Origin of the sequence: Burkholderia semiarida, from assembly GCF_029268935.1 — a bacterium.
In the GTDB taxonomy this organism is placed as follows: domain Bacteria; phylum Pseudomonadota; class Gammaproteobacteria; order Burkholderiales; family Burkholderiaceae; genus Burkholderia; species Burkholderia semiarida.
The window spans coordinates 1,474,850-1,489,345 of record NZ_JAHLCL010000008.1; the positions used below are offsets into that span (position 1 = coordinate 1,474,850).

At 68.0% G+C, this 14,496-nt stretch carries 15 protein-coding genes; 6 read left to right on the forward strand and 9 right to left on the reverse strand.

Going from position 1 to position 14,496, the window contains the following annotated elements:
- Positions 1-2: 2 nt before the first annotated feature.
- Genes KPB06_RS29860 through KPB06_RS29875 form a run of 4 tightly spaced genes read right to left on the reverse strand, consistent with a single transcriptional unit; the run spans position 3 to position 2,528 of the window.
- Positions 3-773, reverse strand: coding sequence for an SDR family oxidoreductase (locus tag KPB06_RS29860; RefSeq protein ID WP_059584882.1), 771 nt, complete (start codon positions 771-773; stop codon positions 3-5).
- Positions 766-1,836 (reverse strand): aromatic ring-hydroxylating dioxygenase subunit alpha, encoded by a 1,071-nt coding sequence (locus KPB06_RS29865; protein WP_059584881.1) that lies wholly within the window; start codon positions 1,834-1,836, stop codon positions 766-768. Before KPB06_RS29865 ends, KPB06_RS29860 begins: the two co-directional genes overlap by 8 nt.
- 60 nt (positions 1,837-1,896) lie before the next feature.
- Positions 1,897-2,208 (reverse strand): recombinase-like helix-turn-helix domain-containing protein, encoded by a 312-nt coding sequence (locus KPB06_RS29870; protein WP_059584880.1) that lies wholly within the window; start codon positions 2,206-2,208, stop codon positions 1,897-1,899.
- A gap of 2 nt (positions 2,209-2,210) precedes the next feature.
- On the reverse strand, positions 2,211-2,528 hold the full coding sequence (locus KPB06_RS29875; protein ID WP_059584879.1) for a non-heme iron oxygenase ferredoxin subunit: 318 nt from the start codon (positions 2,526-2,528) through the stop codon (positions 2,211-2,213).
- Positions 2,529-2,974: 446 nt separating this feature from the next.
- Between KPB06_RS29875 and KPB06_RS29880 the strand changes: the two genes are divergently transcribed.
- Entirely contained in the window at positions 2,975-4,054 is a 1,080-nt protein-coding gene (locus KPB06_RS29880) for a porin (RefSeq protein WP_059639679.1), read from the forward strand.
- Between the two features lie 107 nt (positions 4,055-4,161).
- Here the strand turns inward: KPB06_RS29880 and KPB06_RS29885 are convergent, their stop codons facing one another.
- The 5 genes from KPB06_RS29885 to KPB06_RS29905 all read right to left on the reverse strand — a co-directional run bounded on the left by KPB06_RS29885 (position 4,162) and on the right by KPB06_RS29905 (position 8,597).
- Positions 4,162-5,055 carry an IclR family transcriptional regulator gene (locus KPB06_RS29885; RefSeq protein ID WP_059584877.1) on the reverse strand — a complete coding sequence of 298 codons (894 nt, stop codon included), beginning with the start codon at positions 5,053-5,055 and terminating at the stop codon, positions 4,162-4,164.
- Positions 5,056-5,343: 288 nt separating this feature from the next.
- Positions 5,344-5,823, reverse strand: a complete 480-nt coding sequence (gene tecA / locus KPB06_RS29890; protein ID WP_059584876.1) for a type 6 secretion system effector deamidase TecA — start codon at positions 5,821-5,823, stop codon at positions 5,344-5,346.
- A 365-nt stretch (positions 5,824-6,188) separates the two neighbouring features.
- Positions 6,189-6,395 carry a hypothetical protein gene (locus tag KPB06_RS29895; protein ID WP_059585120.1) on the reverse strand — a complete coding sequence of 69 codons (207 nt, stop codon included), beginning with the start codon at positions 6,393-6,395 and terminating at the stop codon, positions 6,189-6,191.
- A 303-nt stretch (positions 6,396-6,698) separates the two neighbouring features.
- The gene (locus KPB06_RS29900) at positions 6,699-7,298 is read right to left on the reverse strand and encodes an alpha-ketoglutarate-dependent dioxygenase AlkB family protein (protein ID WP_060310749.1); all 600 of its coding nucleotides are present in this window, start codon (positions 7,296-7,298) and stop codon (positions 6,699-6,701) included.
- Between the two features lie 153 nt (positions 7,299-7,451).
- Positions 7,452-8,597: a metallophosphoesterase gene (locus KPB06_RS29905; RefSeq protein WP_059584874.1), complete on the reverse strand. Its 1,146-nt coding sequence runs from the start codon at positions 8,595-8,597 to the stop codon at positions 7,452-7,454.
- Positions 8,598-8,763: 166 nt separating this feature from the next.
- Between KPB06_RS29905 and KPB06_RS29910 the strand changes: the two genes are divergently transcribed.
- The 5 genes from KPB06_RS29910 (at position 8,764) to KPB06_RS29930 (ending at position 14,383) form a co-directional block, all read left to right on the forward strand.
- Positions 8,764-9,210 carry a type 2 periplasmic-binding domain-containing protein gene (locus KPB06_RS29910; RefSeq protein ID WP_275905769.1) on the forward strand — a complete coding sequence of 149 codons (447 nt, stop codon included), beginning with the start codon at positions 8,764-8,766 and terminating at the stop codon, positions 9,208-9,210.
- A gap of 279 nt (positions 9,211-9,489) precedes the next feature.
- Positions 9,490-9,783 carry a hypothetical protein gene (locus KPB06_RS29915; protein ID WP_059639685.1) on the forward strand — a complete coding sequence of 98 codons (294 nt, stop codon included), beginning with the start codon at positions 9,490-9,492 and terminating at the stop codon, positions 9,781-9,783.
- On the forward strand, positions 9,780-10,829 hold the full coding sequence (mdtN, locus tag KPB06_RS29920) for a multidrug transporter subunit MdtN (protein ID WP_275905768.1): 1,050 nt from the start codon (positions 9,780-9,782) through the stop codon (positions 10,827-10,829). Before KPB06_RS29915 ends, mdtN begins: the two co-directional genes overlap by 4 nt.
- Positions 10,810-12,852 carry an FUSC family protein gene (locus KPB06_RS29925; protein ID WP_059584870.1) on the forward strand — a complete coding sequence of 681 codons (2,043 nt, stop codon included), beginning with the start codon at positions 10,810-10,812 and terminating at the stop codon, positions 12,850-12,852. Before mdtN ends, KPB06_RS29925 begins: the two co-directional genes overlap by 20 nt.
- Entirely contained in the window at positions 12,839-14,383 is a 1,545-nt protein-coding gene (locus KPB06_RS29930; RefSeq protein ID WP_059584869.1) for a TolC family protein, read from the forward strand. Before KPB06_RS29925 ends, KPB06_RS29930 begins: the two co-directional genes overlap by 14 nt.
- The last annotated feature ends 113 nt before the right edge of the window (positions 14,384-14,496 follow it).

The window sequence follows — 14,496 nt, forward strand, 5'->3', positions numbered from 1 at the left end:
ATTCAGTTCATTACGAAGCCGCCGTTGACCGGCAGCAGTTGACCCGTGACGAAGCGCGCGCCGTCCGACAGCAGGAACAGCACCGGGCCCGTCACGTCGCCGGGCACCTGCGCGCGCGTCAGCGCACGGCCCTGCAGGTAGAACGCATGGCGCTCGGCCGGTACGTAGGCGGTCGCCTCGACTTCGGTGAGCCCTGGCGCGATCGCGTTGACCGTTACGCCGTGCGCGCCGAACTCGCGTGCCTGCGCATGCGTCATCGCGATCACCGCGCCCTTGCTCGCGACGTACGCGAGCAGCTTCGGCGCGCCCCACAACGCGGTATCCGACGCAAGATTCACGATCGCGCCGCGCCCCGACTGAGCGAGGTGCGGCAGCGCTGCATTGCTGACGAGCCACACGCCGCGCACGTTCACGTTCATCACGGCGTCCCAGGTCGCCACGTCGAGCTCCGTCGACAGCTTGCCGCCCGAGTTCGTGATCGCCGCGTTGTTGATCAGCGCGTCGATGCCGCCGAGCGCCGCCGCGCCCTGCGCGACGAAAGCGTCGATGCTGGCCGGATCGGCAAGGTCGAGTGCGAAGAAATGCGCGGCGTGGCCGGCTTGCGTGAGCTGCGCGGCGAGCGCGCGGCCCTCTTCCGCGAGCACGTCGCCGAACGCGACCTGTGCACCCGCTTCGACCAGCGCCTTCACGAACGCCGCGCCGAGACCGCGCGCGCCGCCCGTGACGAGCACGCGGCGACCGGGCAATGCCACGACCGAAGCGAACTCAGCCATTCGCGTGCTCCGAGGCGGCATGCGCCGCACGATGCGCGTCGAGCGCGGACAGGTGTTCCTGCGCACGCTGGCGCAGCATCCGGCGCACACGTGTGATGCCGACGTCGTGCTGGTACAGGTATTCGTGATCGCGCGCATGCGGCGCGAGGCTTTCGAGGACGTAGCGGTCCTGCTCGAGCACGTCCCAGTGCAGGCCTTCGAGGCGGTTGCGGTACATGAAGCGCCACACGTCGCGCTGCCAGCCGCTGACCTTGCGGGTACGCCAGAAATAGACCTGGCAGTGGTCGCCGTCGACCGGCGTCGCGAAGCCGATGATCCCGAAGTTGCCGCCCGGGCCGAATTTCTGCTTGTACGGAATCGCGAGACGCATCCACAGGCAGCCCGTTTCGCCGAGTTCCACCCAGTCGAAGTTCACGTCGCGCTGGCCGATCTTCTCGAACATCAGGCCCGTTTCCGTCTTGCGCACGCGCATGTCGGCCTGCTTGTCGCCTTCGGCCATCGAGTGCGACGTCGCATGCAGATACGCGCCGTGCATCGGGTCCATCACGTTGTCGATCGCGTACTGGTAATTGCACTTCCAGTTCGATACGCACAGAAAGTGGCCGTACTCGTCGGCGACCAGTTCTTCCGGCAGATTCAGCGGCGCCGGCTCGCCGTGCGCTTCGTCGCCGAACCACAGGAAGATCGCGCCGGCCTTCTCCTCGACCGGATACGACTTCACGCACTTCGTGCCTTCGAGCGGACAGTTCGATACCGCCGGCACACGGTTGACCGTACCGCCGCCGTCGACTTCGATGCCGTGATACCAGCACGCGATGTTGCCGCCAAGGTTCCAGCCGAGCGACAGGCGCGCGCCGCGGTGCGGGCAGCGATCTTCCAGCGCATGGACCTTGCCGTCGTGATCGCGCCACAGCACGATCTGCTCGGACAGGCGCGTGACGCCGACGGGCGCGTTCGACACCTGCCAGCTCGGCGCGACGGGATACCAGTAGTTCTTGATGCCGCGATCGAGGTAGTCGCGGACCGGGTCGTGTTGGGTTTCGTGTTGGTCGGGGGACGTCATCAGTGTGCTCCGGATGCGGTTGTCGGGTCGGCGCTCAGGCGCGCGGCGCGGTCGGTGCGCTCATTCCGCCAGCGAGGCCATTTCGGCGCGGAAACGCTCCACGGTCCATGCGGTGCCGTCCGGCGCGCGAAAGCCGATGCGGTTCAGCCCGGCGACGACATCGTCCAGTTCGGTCGCGCCGCTCTCGAACACGCGTTCGAGCGCATCGCCGAGGTCGTTCTCGTACTGGGTGGGTTCCGCCTTGCGGTTCTGCCAGACCAGGTTCTCGACCTGGCCGGGGATCTCGATCTGCCCCTTGCCCGCGACGTTGTTCGGCTGCGGCGCCACCCATGGCTTCAGGAAGGGATTGAAGTTGACGGTCGCTTCTTTCATGTTCAGTCCACCTTGATCTGGATTTCCTCGCCGGCGAGGCGCACCGCGTACTGCTTCAGCGCGCGCCCGCCGGGGCCCTTCAGGCATTCGCCCGTCTTGATGTCGAACACGGCCTCGTGCAGCGGGCATTCGACCGTGCCTTCGTCGACGAACCCCTGCGTCAGCAGCGCATACGCATGCGGGCATACGTTCTCGAGCGCATACACGTCGTCGCCGACGCGGTAGATCCCGATTTCCACGCCGTCGGTCCGCTTGAACTCGATCGGCGTGTCTTCCGACAGCGCGCCGGCGTGACCGGCACAAATCCATTGCTCAGACATCTCGCACCCTTCCTTCTGATCGACTCTCGGTTTGTTCCGTTTTGTTCCATATCAGGAACATCAGTTTATGGATGGTGATTATAGGAGCGACTTTCCGCGAGTAGAACAAAAAGCTGCGTGTCCTAGGGAAAACACCGACCGGGAGGTCGACGAACGCTTTCGCCTGCCTGAGCGAATGTAATTTTTTGTTATGTGACGTGGATTTATCGGCTTTTCCCACGCATCGCGCCGTATGAGCGTGCGTCGGCACGGCGCCCATCCGTCCCGAAAAATTTATTTTTGATCGAACGCTCCGCGCCCCTATACTCCATTCCATCAGAGGCACGATGTTCCTTATATGGAACATACAAATGCCCGCTCGACGATATGCACCCGCGCGACGGCCGGCCGTCCCCGCGCAGGCCGTCGCAACACGTTTTCATCAGGTTGGAGAGTCAGGAGATCAAATGGTCAAGCATGCGGTAGCAGCGGCAGTCATCGGAATGGGTGCCGCGTCGGGCGCGTGGGCGCAGAGCAGCGTGGTGCTGTACGGCAGCATGGACGCGGGTGTCGCGTACGTGAACAACGTCGGCGGCCACGCGAAGTGGGCGATGATCCAGGGCAATACGCAGCCCGACCGGTGGGGCCTGAAAGGCAAGGAAGATCTCGGCGGCGGGCTGTCGGCGATCTTCCAGCTGGAAAACGGCTTCTATACGAACAACGGCCAGTTCGCGACCGCGAACACGATCTGGAATCGCGCGGCGTTCGTCGGCCTCGGCGCCGAGCGCTACGGCACGCTGACGCTCGGCCGCCAGACGCCGCTGGCGTTCGACTATCTCGACCCGCTCAGCACCGCGTACCTCGCGATGAGCTGGTACGCGTTCCATCCGGGCAACATCGACGGGCTCGCCGCGACCGGCAACGTGCCGTACAACAATTCGATCAAATATCGTTCACCGACCTTCGCGGGCTTTTCGGCCGCGGCGACGCTCGCGCTCGGCAACACGACGAACTTCTCGACCGGCAAATCGGTCGGCGTCGCGCTGAACTATGCGAACGGGCCGTTCAAGGCGTCGGCCGTCTACTCGAACGAGCACGATCGCTCGCTCCTGATCGGCCAGACGGGCATCACGTCGTTCCAGGGGCAGAACACCGCGAACGGTTATCTCGCCAGCAAGGTCGAGAACATCGGCGCGGGCGCGTCCTACCAGATCGGCGACTTTCTCGTGCACGGCCTCTACACGCGCGTGAAGATGCAGTCGAACGGGTTTTCCGACACGTTCCAGAGCTACGACGCGGGCGTGAACTACCGCAGCAGCGCGTTCAACACGATCGCGGGCGGCGCGGCAACCACGACGCTGGCCGGCCGCCGCTGGACGCAGGTCGAACTCGGCGACATCTACGCGCTGTCCAAGCGCACGCAGTTGTATGCGAACGTGCTTTATGAACACGCTTCCGGCGGCGCGAAGGCCGCGTTCTTCACGGCCGGCGTGTCGAGCACCGCGAACCAGGTGATCGTGCTGACCGGGATTCATCATTCGTTCTGAACGCGTTCGGGCACCGGGCTTCGGCGCCCGAAAACGACAAGAGCGGCCCGCGGGCCGCTCTTGTCGTCTGCAATGCCGCGCGCGGCGGCCGGATCGATACGCGAGCGTCAGAACATCGCGACCTTGTGGCGCGCATGCGCGAACGTCGGGTCGCTTTCGAGCGGACGATAGTTCAGCCGTTGCGACAGGTCGACCGCCGCACCGCACACGGCCTCGACGAGCCGCTCCTTCTCGCCGGCCTCGCCGATCTCCGAGCGCGGCACCGTCGCGGTGATCGCCGCGACGATCGAGCCCGAATGATCGCGCACGGGTGCGGTCACGGCCGAAATGCCGCTCTCGAACGCCGCCTCGCTGACCGCATAGCCGAGCCGAGCGTAATGACGCACGCGTTCGTACAGTTCGTCGACGGTGCCGGGCGTGCGCTCGGTGAACTGTTCGAGTTTCTTCTCCGGATAGAGCTGCCGCATCGCATCGCGCGTCAGGTCCCCCATCAGCACGTGGCCGTGCACGGTTGCATGCGCGGGCAGGCGCGTGCCGACGTGCACCTTCACCGAACCGAACATCGACGCATTGCTCTGCGCCTTCGCGACGAACACCACGTCGCGCTGGTCGCGGATCAGCAGGTGCGTCGACAGGCCGGTCGAATCGCGCAGCCGTTCGAGCACGGGCGTGCCGAGATCGGTCAGTTCGAGCGAATTCAGGTATTCGAAGCCGAGCCGCAGCACGCCGACGCCGAGCCGGAAATAGCGATCGCCGTTCACGCGTTCGAGAAAACCAAGCGCCTCGAGCGTCTGCAGCAGGCGGAACGTCGTGGTGCGCGGAATGCCGATGCGCTTCGACAGTTCCGGCGCACCGAGCACGGGTTCGCGCGCGGAGAATTCGGCGAGGATCCGCAACCCGCGTTCGAGCCCCGGCACCAGATAGGACGAAGCGCCGCCCGACGATTCTTCGTCGCCGGGCGCCGCCGGATCGGGTGCACCGCTCATCGTTGTCTTGACCATGTGGACATGGACGGAAGGAAATCGGTCACGAAACAGGTCATCGATCGTCGTGGATATTCAGTCATGCTACCTCAGTGCGCGCGTGGGCTCGCACCGGCGCGCGGCGCCGCGACGCAGCATGCGCGTCCACGCCACCATGACGCGTCATTCAAGGTCGAGAGGATAGCAGCGTTGGACCGCGCGACGCCATGCAGAAATCGCCGGACGCCAGCGCGCTGACCGCACGGCGCCCGCCCACGGCACGCGGCCGGACGACGGCCAGCAGCACGGAACTTGACGTCGGACCGCCTACAGGCGCGACAGATAAACACGAATGGTCGTGCGGTCGTACGCAAAACCGCCGGCCGGATCCGGCTGCAGCACGCGTGCCAGATCGACCGGATGCAGCCAGCCGGCGCCCAGCAGGCCGCCGTTGATCCCGCGGATCCGGGTGCCGCCGACGGCAATCGCCGCGTGAAAGACATTCGCGCCGCGAGCGAAGCCGACCGCGGTGCCCGCCGGAATGCTCGCGCGCCCGTCCCATTGAGTGCCGGTCTCGAAGTTGAAGCGCGTCCTCCACGACTGGCCGATCGTGTCGAGCAGCGCCGCGGGCGTGATCATCGCGTCCGCGCGCAGCAGATACCGCACGTAGGCCGCGGCGTCGTAGCAGACGCCGCCGGACATGTACTCGTCGATGTTCGCCATCCCGAACATCAGCGCCTGCGCGTGTTTTTGCCGTTCGGCGATGCCGGATTGGGCGACATGCCCGCCTAACTGGGTCAGTTGCACGGATAGCTCCTTTCAGGAAAGCGGGACGTCATTGTCTCGCCGATGCAATAACCTCATATCTTATTACGATATGAATCGGCGTTTTCCACGCTCCCTCGTGCGATACGTGGTTCGCACCTGCTCGGGAGATCATGAGCCTGCGTGCAGACTTTCGCCACGCGTGTCGCATCGTCGACGCGATGCCCGCGCATCGAAGGCGGCATAGGCATGCCTGTGTCGAACGGCACGGACCATTTGGCACAGCGAATGCCGGCAAACGGTCGCATTTCGCGCCTGGAGAAAAAACGGAAGCAGTCGGAAAAGCGCCGTCCGGCAACGGACGGCACAGAGGAAGGCGATCCCCGCGCCGGATCGCCGCGACGACGTCAGGCCGTCACGGCGGCGTCATATTCGGCGCGGGCAAGCTGGCCAGCGGCGTATGCCTCGGCTTCGCCGCGAAAGCCTTCGCGGCTGAACGCCACGACTTTCACGCCGACGCCGGTCGCCCGCTTCACCGTCAGCGCCCATTGCCATCCGCCGTCTTGCTCGAAGACGTGCAGCGAGGGTTCGAAGGAAGGGTCGAATACGGTCACGCGTTGTGCTCCTGCCCCGTTGCGCGCTGCATCGGCAACGCACGGAGGCATGTCGAAAAGGGGGCGCGCCGGTGTGCCGACGCGCTTCTGCCATTCCACAGTCTAATCAGCGATTGTTGCGACGCACCATCAGAGGTTTCACTCATCTATCGGAACCGCCCGTTCGATCGAATCTGACTCAAAGCCTTGCGGGACGGGGCTGAGCGACACGTCGGCCGGCCCGCCATCGCGTTCGTGCGGCAACGTGCCGCACGCGCGATGGCTTGCATTGGCCTTTCGCGAATCACGGAAACGGGGTGCGACCTATTCGGCCGCCATCGACACGCGCCGGAAGGTCAGGTTGACGCGTTCGCCCTGTACGCTGGGCGCCTTCGGCACGCGGTGCTGCCATTCGGCCTGCGTGCGTCCGCGCATCACGAGCAGGCTGCCATGCACGAGGCGGTATGCATGCGTGACGCCGGTCGCGCGATGGCGAAGATCGAACACCCGCATCGCGCCGAGGCTCACCGACGCGATCACCGGCGCATCGCCGAGTTCGGGTTCGTTGTCCGCATGCCAGCCGAGGCTGTCCAGCCCGTTGCGATAGCGATTGAGCAGCACGCTGTTGAAACGCACGCCGCACGTCGCCTCGACCGCACGCTTGAGGGCGAGCACGGCCGGCGTCCACGGCTCCGGCACGTTGCGGATTCCGGAGTACACGTACACGGCATCCGGTTCGCCCTGCCACGCGGTGAGCCTCGGCAACGGAATGCGTCCGCGCGGCGTACGGATCGTGTCCTGCCGCCACGCGACCTCGTCGATCAGCGCGGCCAGCGCGCGATCGGCGTCGGGCGGCGCCAGCCAGTCCGGGTACCAGTCCACGTCGGGCACGGGCGTATCAGCGAAGAGATCGGGCGTCGACATGTCGGCAGGACCGGGCAAGGAACGGAGCGAACGCATGTCTGCATACTAGCCAACGGCGCCGCACGCCGCCATGCGCTGTCATTCCCGACGAAAGGAAACCGGGGGGCGCGCGATGCGCGTTCGCGTCGCGTAACGGCCGTCCTCGGCCACCGGCTACCCGCGTGTCAGCCGAATCAGCGTGATCTCGGACGGCACGCCGAAGCGGTTCGGCGGCCCCCAGTACCCAGTGCCGCGGCTCGTATACAGCCACATGTCGCCGATGCGGTTCAGCCCGCCGATCACCGGCTGCTGCAGACGCACGAACGGCGGCCACGGCAGGAACTGGCCGCCATGCGTGTGCCCCGACAACTGCACGGTAAAGCCCGCGCGGTTCGCCGCTTCCGCGCTGCGCGGCTGGTGCGCGAGCAGGATCTTCGTGCCGACGTCGGGCGGCGCACCGGCCAACGCCCGCTCCGGATCGCTGCGATGGGCGGGATCGAAGCCGCCGGCCGTGAAGTCGGTCACGCCCGCGAGCACCGCCCGCGCGCCGCCGCGCTCGATCAACACGTGCTCGTTCAGCAGCACCGTCAGCCCGATGCGACGAAATTCGTCGATCCACGCATGCGCACCCGCGTAGTACTCGTGGTTGCCCGTCACGAGGAAGGTGCCGTGCCGCGAGCGCATTTGACCGAGCGGCGCCGTATGTTCGCGCAGGCGCTTGACCGAACCGTCCACCACGTCGCCCGTCACGACCACCAGGTCGGCGTCGAGCGCATTGACCGCGCGCACGATCCGTTCGATGTAGGGCCGCTTGATCGTCGGGCCGACGTGGATGTCGGACAGTTGCACGATCGTCAGCCCGTCGAGCGCGGCCGGCAGGCCGGCGACCGGAATCGACACGCGCTTGACCGCCGCCGTGCGGCGCGCGCCGACGAACCCGATCGCCGTCACGAGCACCGCGGCCGCCAGCACGCCGAGCGCCGTGTCGGGCGCCGCGCCGCTCCATGCGCCGTCATGCCCGAGATGCCGCCACGCGAGCACGCCGAGCAGCACGATGTCGCGCAGGAACGTCAGCACCAGCAGCGACGAGAAGAAGCCCATCGCGAGCGCGCCCGCCCAGCCGACCAGCGTCGCTGCCCACCCTTCGTCGAAGCGGCGCGAGAACATCCCGACCGGAATCAAGACGACGAAACTCGCCAGCACGAGCGCCGCGATCGTGCGCGCGAGCGGCGACACGAACGCATCGGGAATGATCCGCATCCCGACGTACAGATGGAACAGCACGCCGATCGCAATGAACCGGACAAAGAAACTTCGCATGGAACGCTCACCTTCGTTGCACGACCGCTTCCGCGACGCGCGCCGCATCGGGCCGTGATGCCCTGTGCCGCGCGTCGCACCCTACGCACGATGGTACACAGATCCCGGCCGCGACGACGGGTCGCGGCCGGCGGTGCGGCGCCGCTGTCTCGTCGATCATCCGCACGTGACGATCGACATGCAGGAACGGGTGAGCCCCGACATCGTGCGCGCTGCGCAGGCAGGCTTGATCGACGTCGGCATCGTCGCCGGCGGAGTGCTGCTCACGCTGCGCAGGCGCATCCAGGTCGGCAACTTCGAGACGGCCTGCCGAATGATCGAAGCAAACGTCGCGTGCTGCCCGAAGGCACCGCGCGCCGTCATGCGAAGACGATGGCGCCGCGCCTCGTCGCGCTCGAAGACGACCGGGCCGAGCGCCGGCTGCAGATCTGCTCGCCGATCTCGATGCGCCTCCGCGTTTCGCGCGCGATTTCGCCGGCCTGCTCGTCGAGGACGCACGCGGCCAGCCGGACTGATTCGCATGCGTTCGAGCGGCAATCGGCGGTTTGCGCGCCAATTGCCGCTGCGTCGACATGGCAAACCCCGCTGCACGATTTCGTCTGACGATCCTTGACAGTCCATTCGCAACCCTGCGCGAGCGGGTGCTGGCAGAATTGCGGCGGTCCGATCATCGCTGCCGACACGCACTGCCGGACCGTCCGGCATGACCGATGGCGCGGCCACGATCGGCCCCGACCCCTGCCGTGAACGCGCGCCGGATCGCTGGCGATCCGCATTACGCTGATTTATGATCGGCCCCGTATCCTGAAATCGTCGTCGCGGCCCGGCCGGTCGCGACGATCCGCATTGCGCCGCGCCCGGCATCCACCCCCAACGTCGAGCTCGTCACACCATGAGAAAAACAACGCCGCGCGCGCCGCTGCGTATCGCCGCCGTCCTCGCGCCCGCCCTGCCGCTCGCGGGCTGTGCATCGCGCGGCGCGCCGTCCTACGTGCTGTTCGGCGCGTACTTCCCGTTGTGGCTCGTCAGCGCGATCGTCGGCATCGTCGGCGCGATCGTCGCACACCGCGTGTTCGTCGCGACCGGCTGGGCCGCGACGGTGCCCTACCAACTCGCCGTCTGCACCGCGATCGGGCTCGTGGTCGCCGTGCTCGTCTGGCTCACCGGCACGGGACCGTTCGCATGAAGGCCGCCGGCATCGCCCGCCCCTCCGTCAAAGGCCGCGTCATCGCGCTCGCGATCGTCGCGCTCGGCATCGCGGCGCTCGCGTACGCGTACCACCGCACGACGGCCTACCCGTCCACCGACGACGCGTCGATCGACGCGGACGTCGTGCACGTCGCGTCGCCGGTCGGCGGCCGCATCGTGCAGCTCGCGGTGCATGAAAACCAGCGCGTCGCGAAAGGCGACCTGCTGTACGTGATCGATCCCGTCCCGTACCGGCTGACCGTCGCGCAGGCGCAGGCCGATCTCGAACTCGCGCGCGCGTCGCTCGACACACGCCGCCGTTCGCTGATCGGCGAGCGTTCGAACGCGTCCGTCGCCGCCGAGCAGGTCAAGCGCGCGACGCAGAACTACGATCTCGCGACGCGCGACGTGAACCGGCTCGCGCCGCTCGCCGCGCAGGGCTACGTCAGCGTGCAGCAGTTCGACCAGGCGAAGGTGCGCCAGCGCGACGCGTCCGTCTCGCTCGCACAGGCGCGGGAACAGCAGCGCGCGTCCGCGCAGACGATCGGCGACGACGCCGACGCGATCGCGACGCTGCACGCGCGCGAAGCGGCGCTGGCCCGCGCGCAGCATGCGCTCGACGATACGGTCGTGCGCGCGCCGCACGACGGGCTCGTGACGGGCCTGAGCGTGCTCCCCGGCGAAACGCTTGCGCCGAACCAGTCGATCTTCACGCTGATCGACGCGAGCGAATGGTTCGCGGTCGGCAATTTCCGCGAAACGTCGCTCAATCGCATCGCGGTGGGCGACTGCGCGACCGTCTATTCGATGATCGACCGCGACCGCCCGATGACGGGCAAGGTCGTCGGCATCGGCGCGGGCATCGCGGACAGCGAGCGCATCAACCTGCCGCGCTCGCTGCCGATCGTGCAGCGCTCGGTGAACTGGGTGCACGTCGCGCAGCGCTTCCCCGTGCGCGTGAAGCTCGACGAACCCGACGGCAAGCTCGTGCGCGTCGGCGCGAGCGCGATCGTCGAGGTCCGGCATGGCTCAGCCTGCCGCTGACGTCCGCTCGCCGGGCCCGCGCGAAGTCCTGCGGCTGCTCGCGCCGTTTCCGGGGCGCGCGGCCATGGCCGTGCGCGTCGCGCTGATCTGTGCGCTCGTCGTGCTCGTGACGAGCGGATACGGCACACCCGAAGCCGCGATTTCCGCGTATGTCGTGTTCTTCCTGAACCGCGCCGATCGCGTGACGAGCGCCGTGCTCGCGGTCGCGATGCTGTTGCTCGTCACGCTCGTGATCGCGCTCGTGATCGGCGTCGCGATCTTCAGCATCGAGTATTCGGTGCTGCGCGTCGCGTGCATGGCCGTGCTGTCGGTCGGCCTGCTCTACCTGACGTCCGCCAGCAAGCTGCGCCCGGTCGGCGCGATTCTCGCGATGATCGTCGGCTTCGGACTCGACGAGCTGGGCCTGGCGCCGGTCGGCGAAGCCGCGACGCGCGCGCTGCTCTATGCGTGGCTGATGGTCGCGATCCCCGTCGGCGTCGCGATCGTCGTCAACCTGCTGATCGCACCGTCGCCGCGCAAGCTTGCGCACGCGCAGCTCGCGAAGCGGCTGCGGCTCGCCGCGCGGCGGCTGCGCGGCGACGACAGCGCGCGCGACGCGTTCGATGCCAGCCTGCGCGAAGGCGACAAGCAGTTGCTCACGTGGCTGAAGCTGTCGAAATTCGAAGGTTCGTCGCCCGGTGCCGATGTCGTCGCGTTGCGGCAGGCCGTCGCGTCGAGCACCGCGCTGCTCGTCGCGGTCGCGCTTGCGGATCGCGAACCGGCGGCGCGGCTGCCCGACGCATTCGCCACGCCGATCGCGGCGACGCTCGACGAGATGGCCGCGATCCTCGAACAGGGCGGCTATCCGGTCGACGTGACGCTCGCGCTGCCGGCGCCCGGTGCACTGCCGCCGCTCGCACGCGTCGTCGCGGCGGACCTGCACATCGCGATCACGCAGTTCGCGCAGCCGCCCGCAACCGACGCACCGGCGGTATCGGCCCCATCAACCGATACCGCCGCCGACAAACCGGCGGAACCCGCCGCACCACCCGCCCCGCGCGGCGGCTTCTTCCTGCCCGACGCGCGCACCAATCCCGACCACGTCCGCTATGCGCTGAAAACGACGGCAGCGGCAATGTTCTGCTACCTGCTGTACTCGCAACTCGACTGGTCGGGCATCCATACCTGCTTCATCACCTGCTACATGGTGTCGCTCGGCTCGACCGCGGAAACGGTCGAGAAGCTCACGCTGCGCATCGCCGGCTGCATCGTCGGCGCGCTGATCGGCACCGCCGCGCTCGTGTTCGTCGTCCCGTCGCTGTCGTCGATCGGCGAACTGATGGCGCTCGTCTTCGCCGGCGCGTGGCTGTCCGCGTGGGTCGCATTCGGCTCGCCGCGCATCGCGTACGCGGGTTTCCAGGTCGCGTTCGCGTTCTTCCTGTGCGTGATCCAGGGCGCCGGCCCCGGCTTCGACCTGACGCTCGCGCGCGATCGCACGATCGGCATCCTGCTCGGCAACGTCGTCGTGTATCTCGTGTTCACGCGCATCTGGCCCGTCAGCATCGGCAAGCAGATCGACTCCGCGTTCGCCGCGCTGCTCGACCAGTGGCGACGCATCGCACAGATCGCGCAGCCGGCCGAACGGCGCGCGCTGGCCGCCGAAGCGTTCGCCCGGCACGGCGCGATCTCGCAGGAGCTCGGCCTGATCCATTACGAGCCGTCGTGGGTGCGGCCGGCCGCGGCGTGGCTCGCCACCCGGCGACGCGCGCTCGCGGAACTCGGTGCGCTCGAAGGCCCGCTGTTCCTGCTCGCCGAACGCAAACCCGGCGACGCGGCGATCGGCGAGCAACTCGCGCGCGTGACCGCGCCGGGCGATGACGAAACCGCGCCCCGCGCGAATGCCCCGGCGGCGCCATCGAGCACAGCCCATACCGACCCCGCGCGCGACGCGCTGCTGAACCTGATCGACACGCGGCTCGCGCACATCGCCGACGCCGCCCGTCAAGCCACACCGAAGGAGCCTGCCCCTCATGCGCGTACCTGAACCGCCGGCCGCCCCGATCGCCGCCGCCGCGCTCGCGACCGCCGTCGCGCTGGCCGGCTGCGCGACGTCGTCGATCGATCTGGCGCCGGAGGCGTCCGACCGCCCGTGGCAGCCGCAAACGTCGGCCGCGGGCGACATCGTGGCGGCGCCGCCACACGCCGCCGTGCAAGGTGCGCACGACTACATGCTGCCCGCGTCGCCGGCGCTCGCGTCGGTGCCGCCGCCGGCCGCGCTCGATGCCGCGCATGCGTACACGCTGCCGGAACTGATCGATCTCGCCGAATCGGCCAATCCGCTGACCCGCATCGCATGGAACGACGCGCGCAACGCGGCGCTCGCGGTGGGCCTCGCCAAGTCCGCCTATCTCCCGCGCCTGTCGGCGACGGCGATGGGCGCATATCAGGCGAACCACGGCTCGACGTCGACGATCCTAGGCGATTCGTCGAGCAACACCAGCGTGCACGGAACGATTTCGGCGCTGTCGCTGCAATGGCTGCTGTTCGATTTCGGCGGCCGCGCGGCACGTGTCGAAGCGGCCGAACAGGCGTCGATCGCATCGAACGTCGCGTTCACGGCCGTGCACCAGCAGGTGATCCACGACGTGACGGTCTCGTACTACCGCTACGAAGCCGCTCGCTCGCGGGCCCTGAGCGCGCAACAGGGCCTCGCGAACGCGGATGCGATTCTCGCGGCGTCCCGTGCACGGCTCAAGCACGGCGTCGGCACGGTCGTGGAGCTCGCGCAGGCGACGCAGAACCGCGCGCAGGCGAACCTCGCGCTCGTGCAGGCCAACGGCGCCGAGAGCGACGGTTACCTCGCGCTCGTCTCCGCGCTCGGCATCTCGCCGCTGTCGAAGCCGACGATCGCCGCGCTGCCGAAGCGGCCGCTGCCGCCTGCGCTCGGTTCGTCCGTCGACGCGATCGTGTCGGACGCGATCGCGCGCCGTCCCGACCTGCAGGGTGCGTTCGCGCTCGAAAAGGCCAATCGCGCGAAGATCAAGGCGGCGCAAGCCGCGTTCATGCCGAAGATCTTCCTGTCCGCGTCGACGTCGTATGCGAGCGGCGGCACGTCCATCTCCGCGCTGCCCGCGATCGGCGACCAGGCGCCGACCGTCAACCTGAACGGCAGCCGCTACGGCGGCGGCGTGTTCCTCGGCGTGACGATCCCGCTGTACGACGGCGGCCTGCGCTCGGCCGTGCTGATGCAGGCGCGCAACGACGCGGAAAGCGCATCCGCGCGCCTCACGCGGACCAAGGAGGAAGCGGTGCGCCAGATCGTCGCCGCGCAGAACGCGGTGCAGACGAGCCTCGCGTCGCACGACGCCGCGAAGGCGCTCGTCGATGCCGCGCAAACGAGCTACGATGCGGCGCTGACCGCGTACCGGAACGGCGTCGGCTCGGTCACCGACGCGACGATCGCGCAAAGCCAGTTGCTCGCCGCGCGCAACGCGGAAGTCGACAGCTATGCCGGCGCCTTGTCGGCCGCCGCCGCGCTCGCGCTCGCGACGGGCACGATCGGCTCGGCGCAGTAGCACCGCCCAGGCGGTTGACGCGGCCGCGCGCCGCCTACTAGAATGCCGCCCATTCTTCCTTCAGGAACCATCGTGGACAGTTGCAGCACTCCGTTGCGTGCGCCGCTTGCCGC

Bases quoted from the DNA above. Each gene is read 5' to 3' on its own strand.
- KPB06_RS29880 (WP_059639679.1), top strand. From the start codon at position 2,975: ATGGTCAAGCATGCGGTAGCAGCGGCAGTCATCGGAATGGGTGCCGCG.
- KPB06_RS29900 (WP_060310749.1), bottom strand. From the start codon at position 7,298: ATGTCGACGCCCGATCTCTTCGCTGATACGCCCGTGCCCGACGTGGAC.
- KPB06_RS29870 (WP_059584880.1), bottom strand. From the start codon at position 2,208: ATGAAAGAAGCGACCGTCAACTTCAATCCCTTCCTGAAGCCATGGGTG.
- KPB06_RS29915 (WP_059639685.1), top strand. From the start codon at position 9,490: ATGAGAAAAACAACGCCGCGCGCGCCGCTGCGTATCGCCGCCGTCCTC.
- KPB06_RS29875 (WP_059584879.1), bottom strand. From the start codon at position 2,528: ATGTCTGAGCAATGGATTTGTGCCGGTCACGCCGGCGCGCTGTCGGAA.
- mdtN (WP_275905768.1), top strand. From the start codon at position 9,780: ATGAAGGCCGCCGGCATCGCCCGCCCCTCCGTCAAAGGCCGCGTCATC.
- KPB06_RS29925 (WP_059584870.1), top strand. From the start codon at position 10,810: ATGGCTCAGCCTGCCGCTGACGTCCGCTCGCCGGGCCCGCGCGAAGTC.
- KPB06_RS29885 (WP_059584877.1), bottom strand. From the start codon at position 5,055: ATGGTCAAGACAACGATGAGCGGTGCACCCGATCCGGCGGCGCCCGGC.
- KPB06_RS29930 (WP_059584869.1), top strand. From the start codon at position 12,839: ATGCGCGTACCTGAACCGCCGGCCGCCCCGATCGCCGCCGCCGCGCTC.
- KPB06_RS29860 (WP_059584882.1), bottom strand. From the start codon at position 773: ATGGCTGAGTTCGCTTCGGTCGTGGCATTGCCCGGTCGCCGCGTGCTC.
- KPB06_RS29865 (WP_059584881.1), bottom strand. From the start codon at position 1,836: ATGACGTCCCCCGACCAACACGAAACCCAACACGACCCGGTCCGCGAC.
- KPB06_RS29905 (WP_059584874.1), bottom strand. From the start codon at position 8,597: ATGCGAAGTTTCTTTGTCCGGTTCATTGCGATCGGCGTGCTGTTCCAT.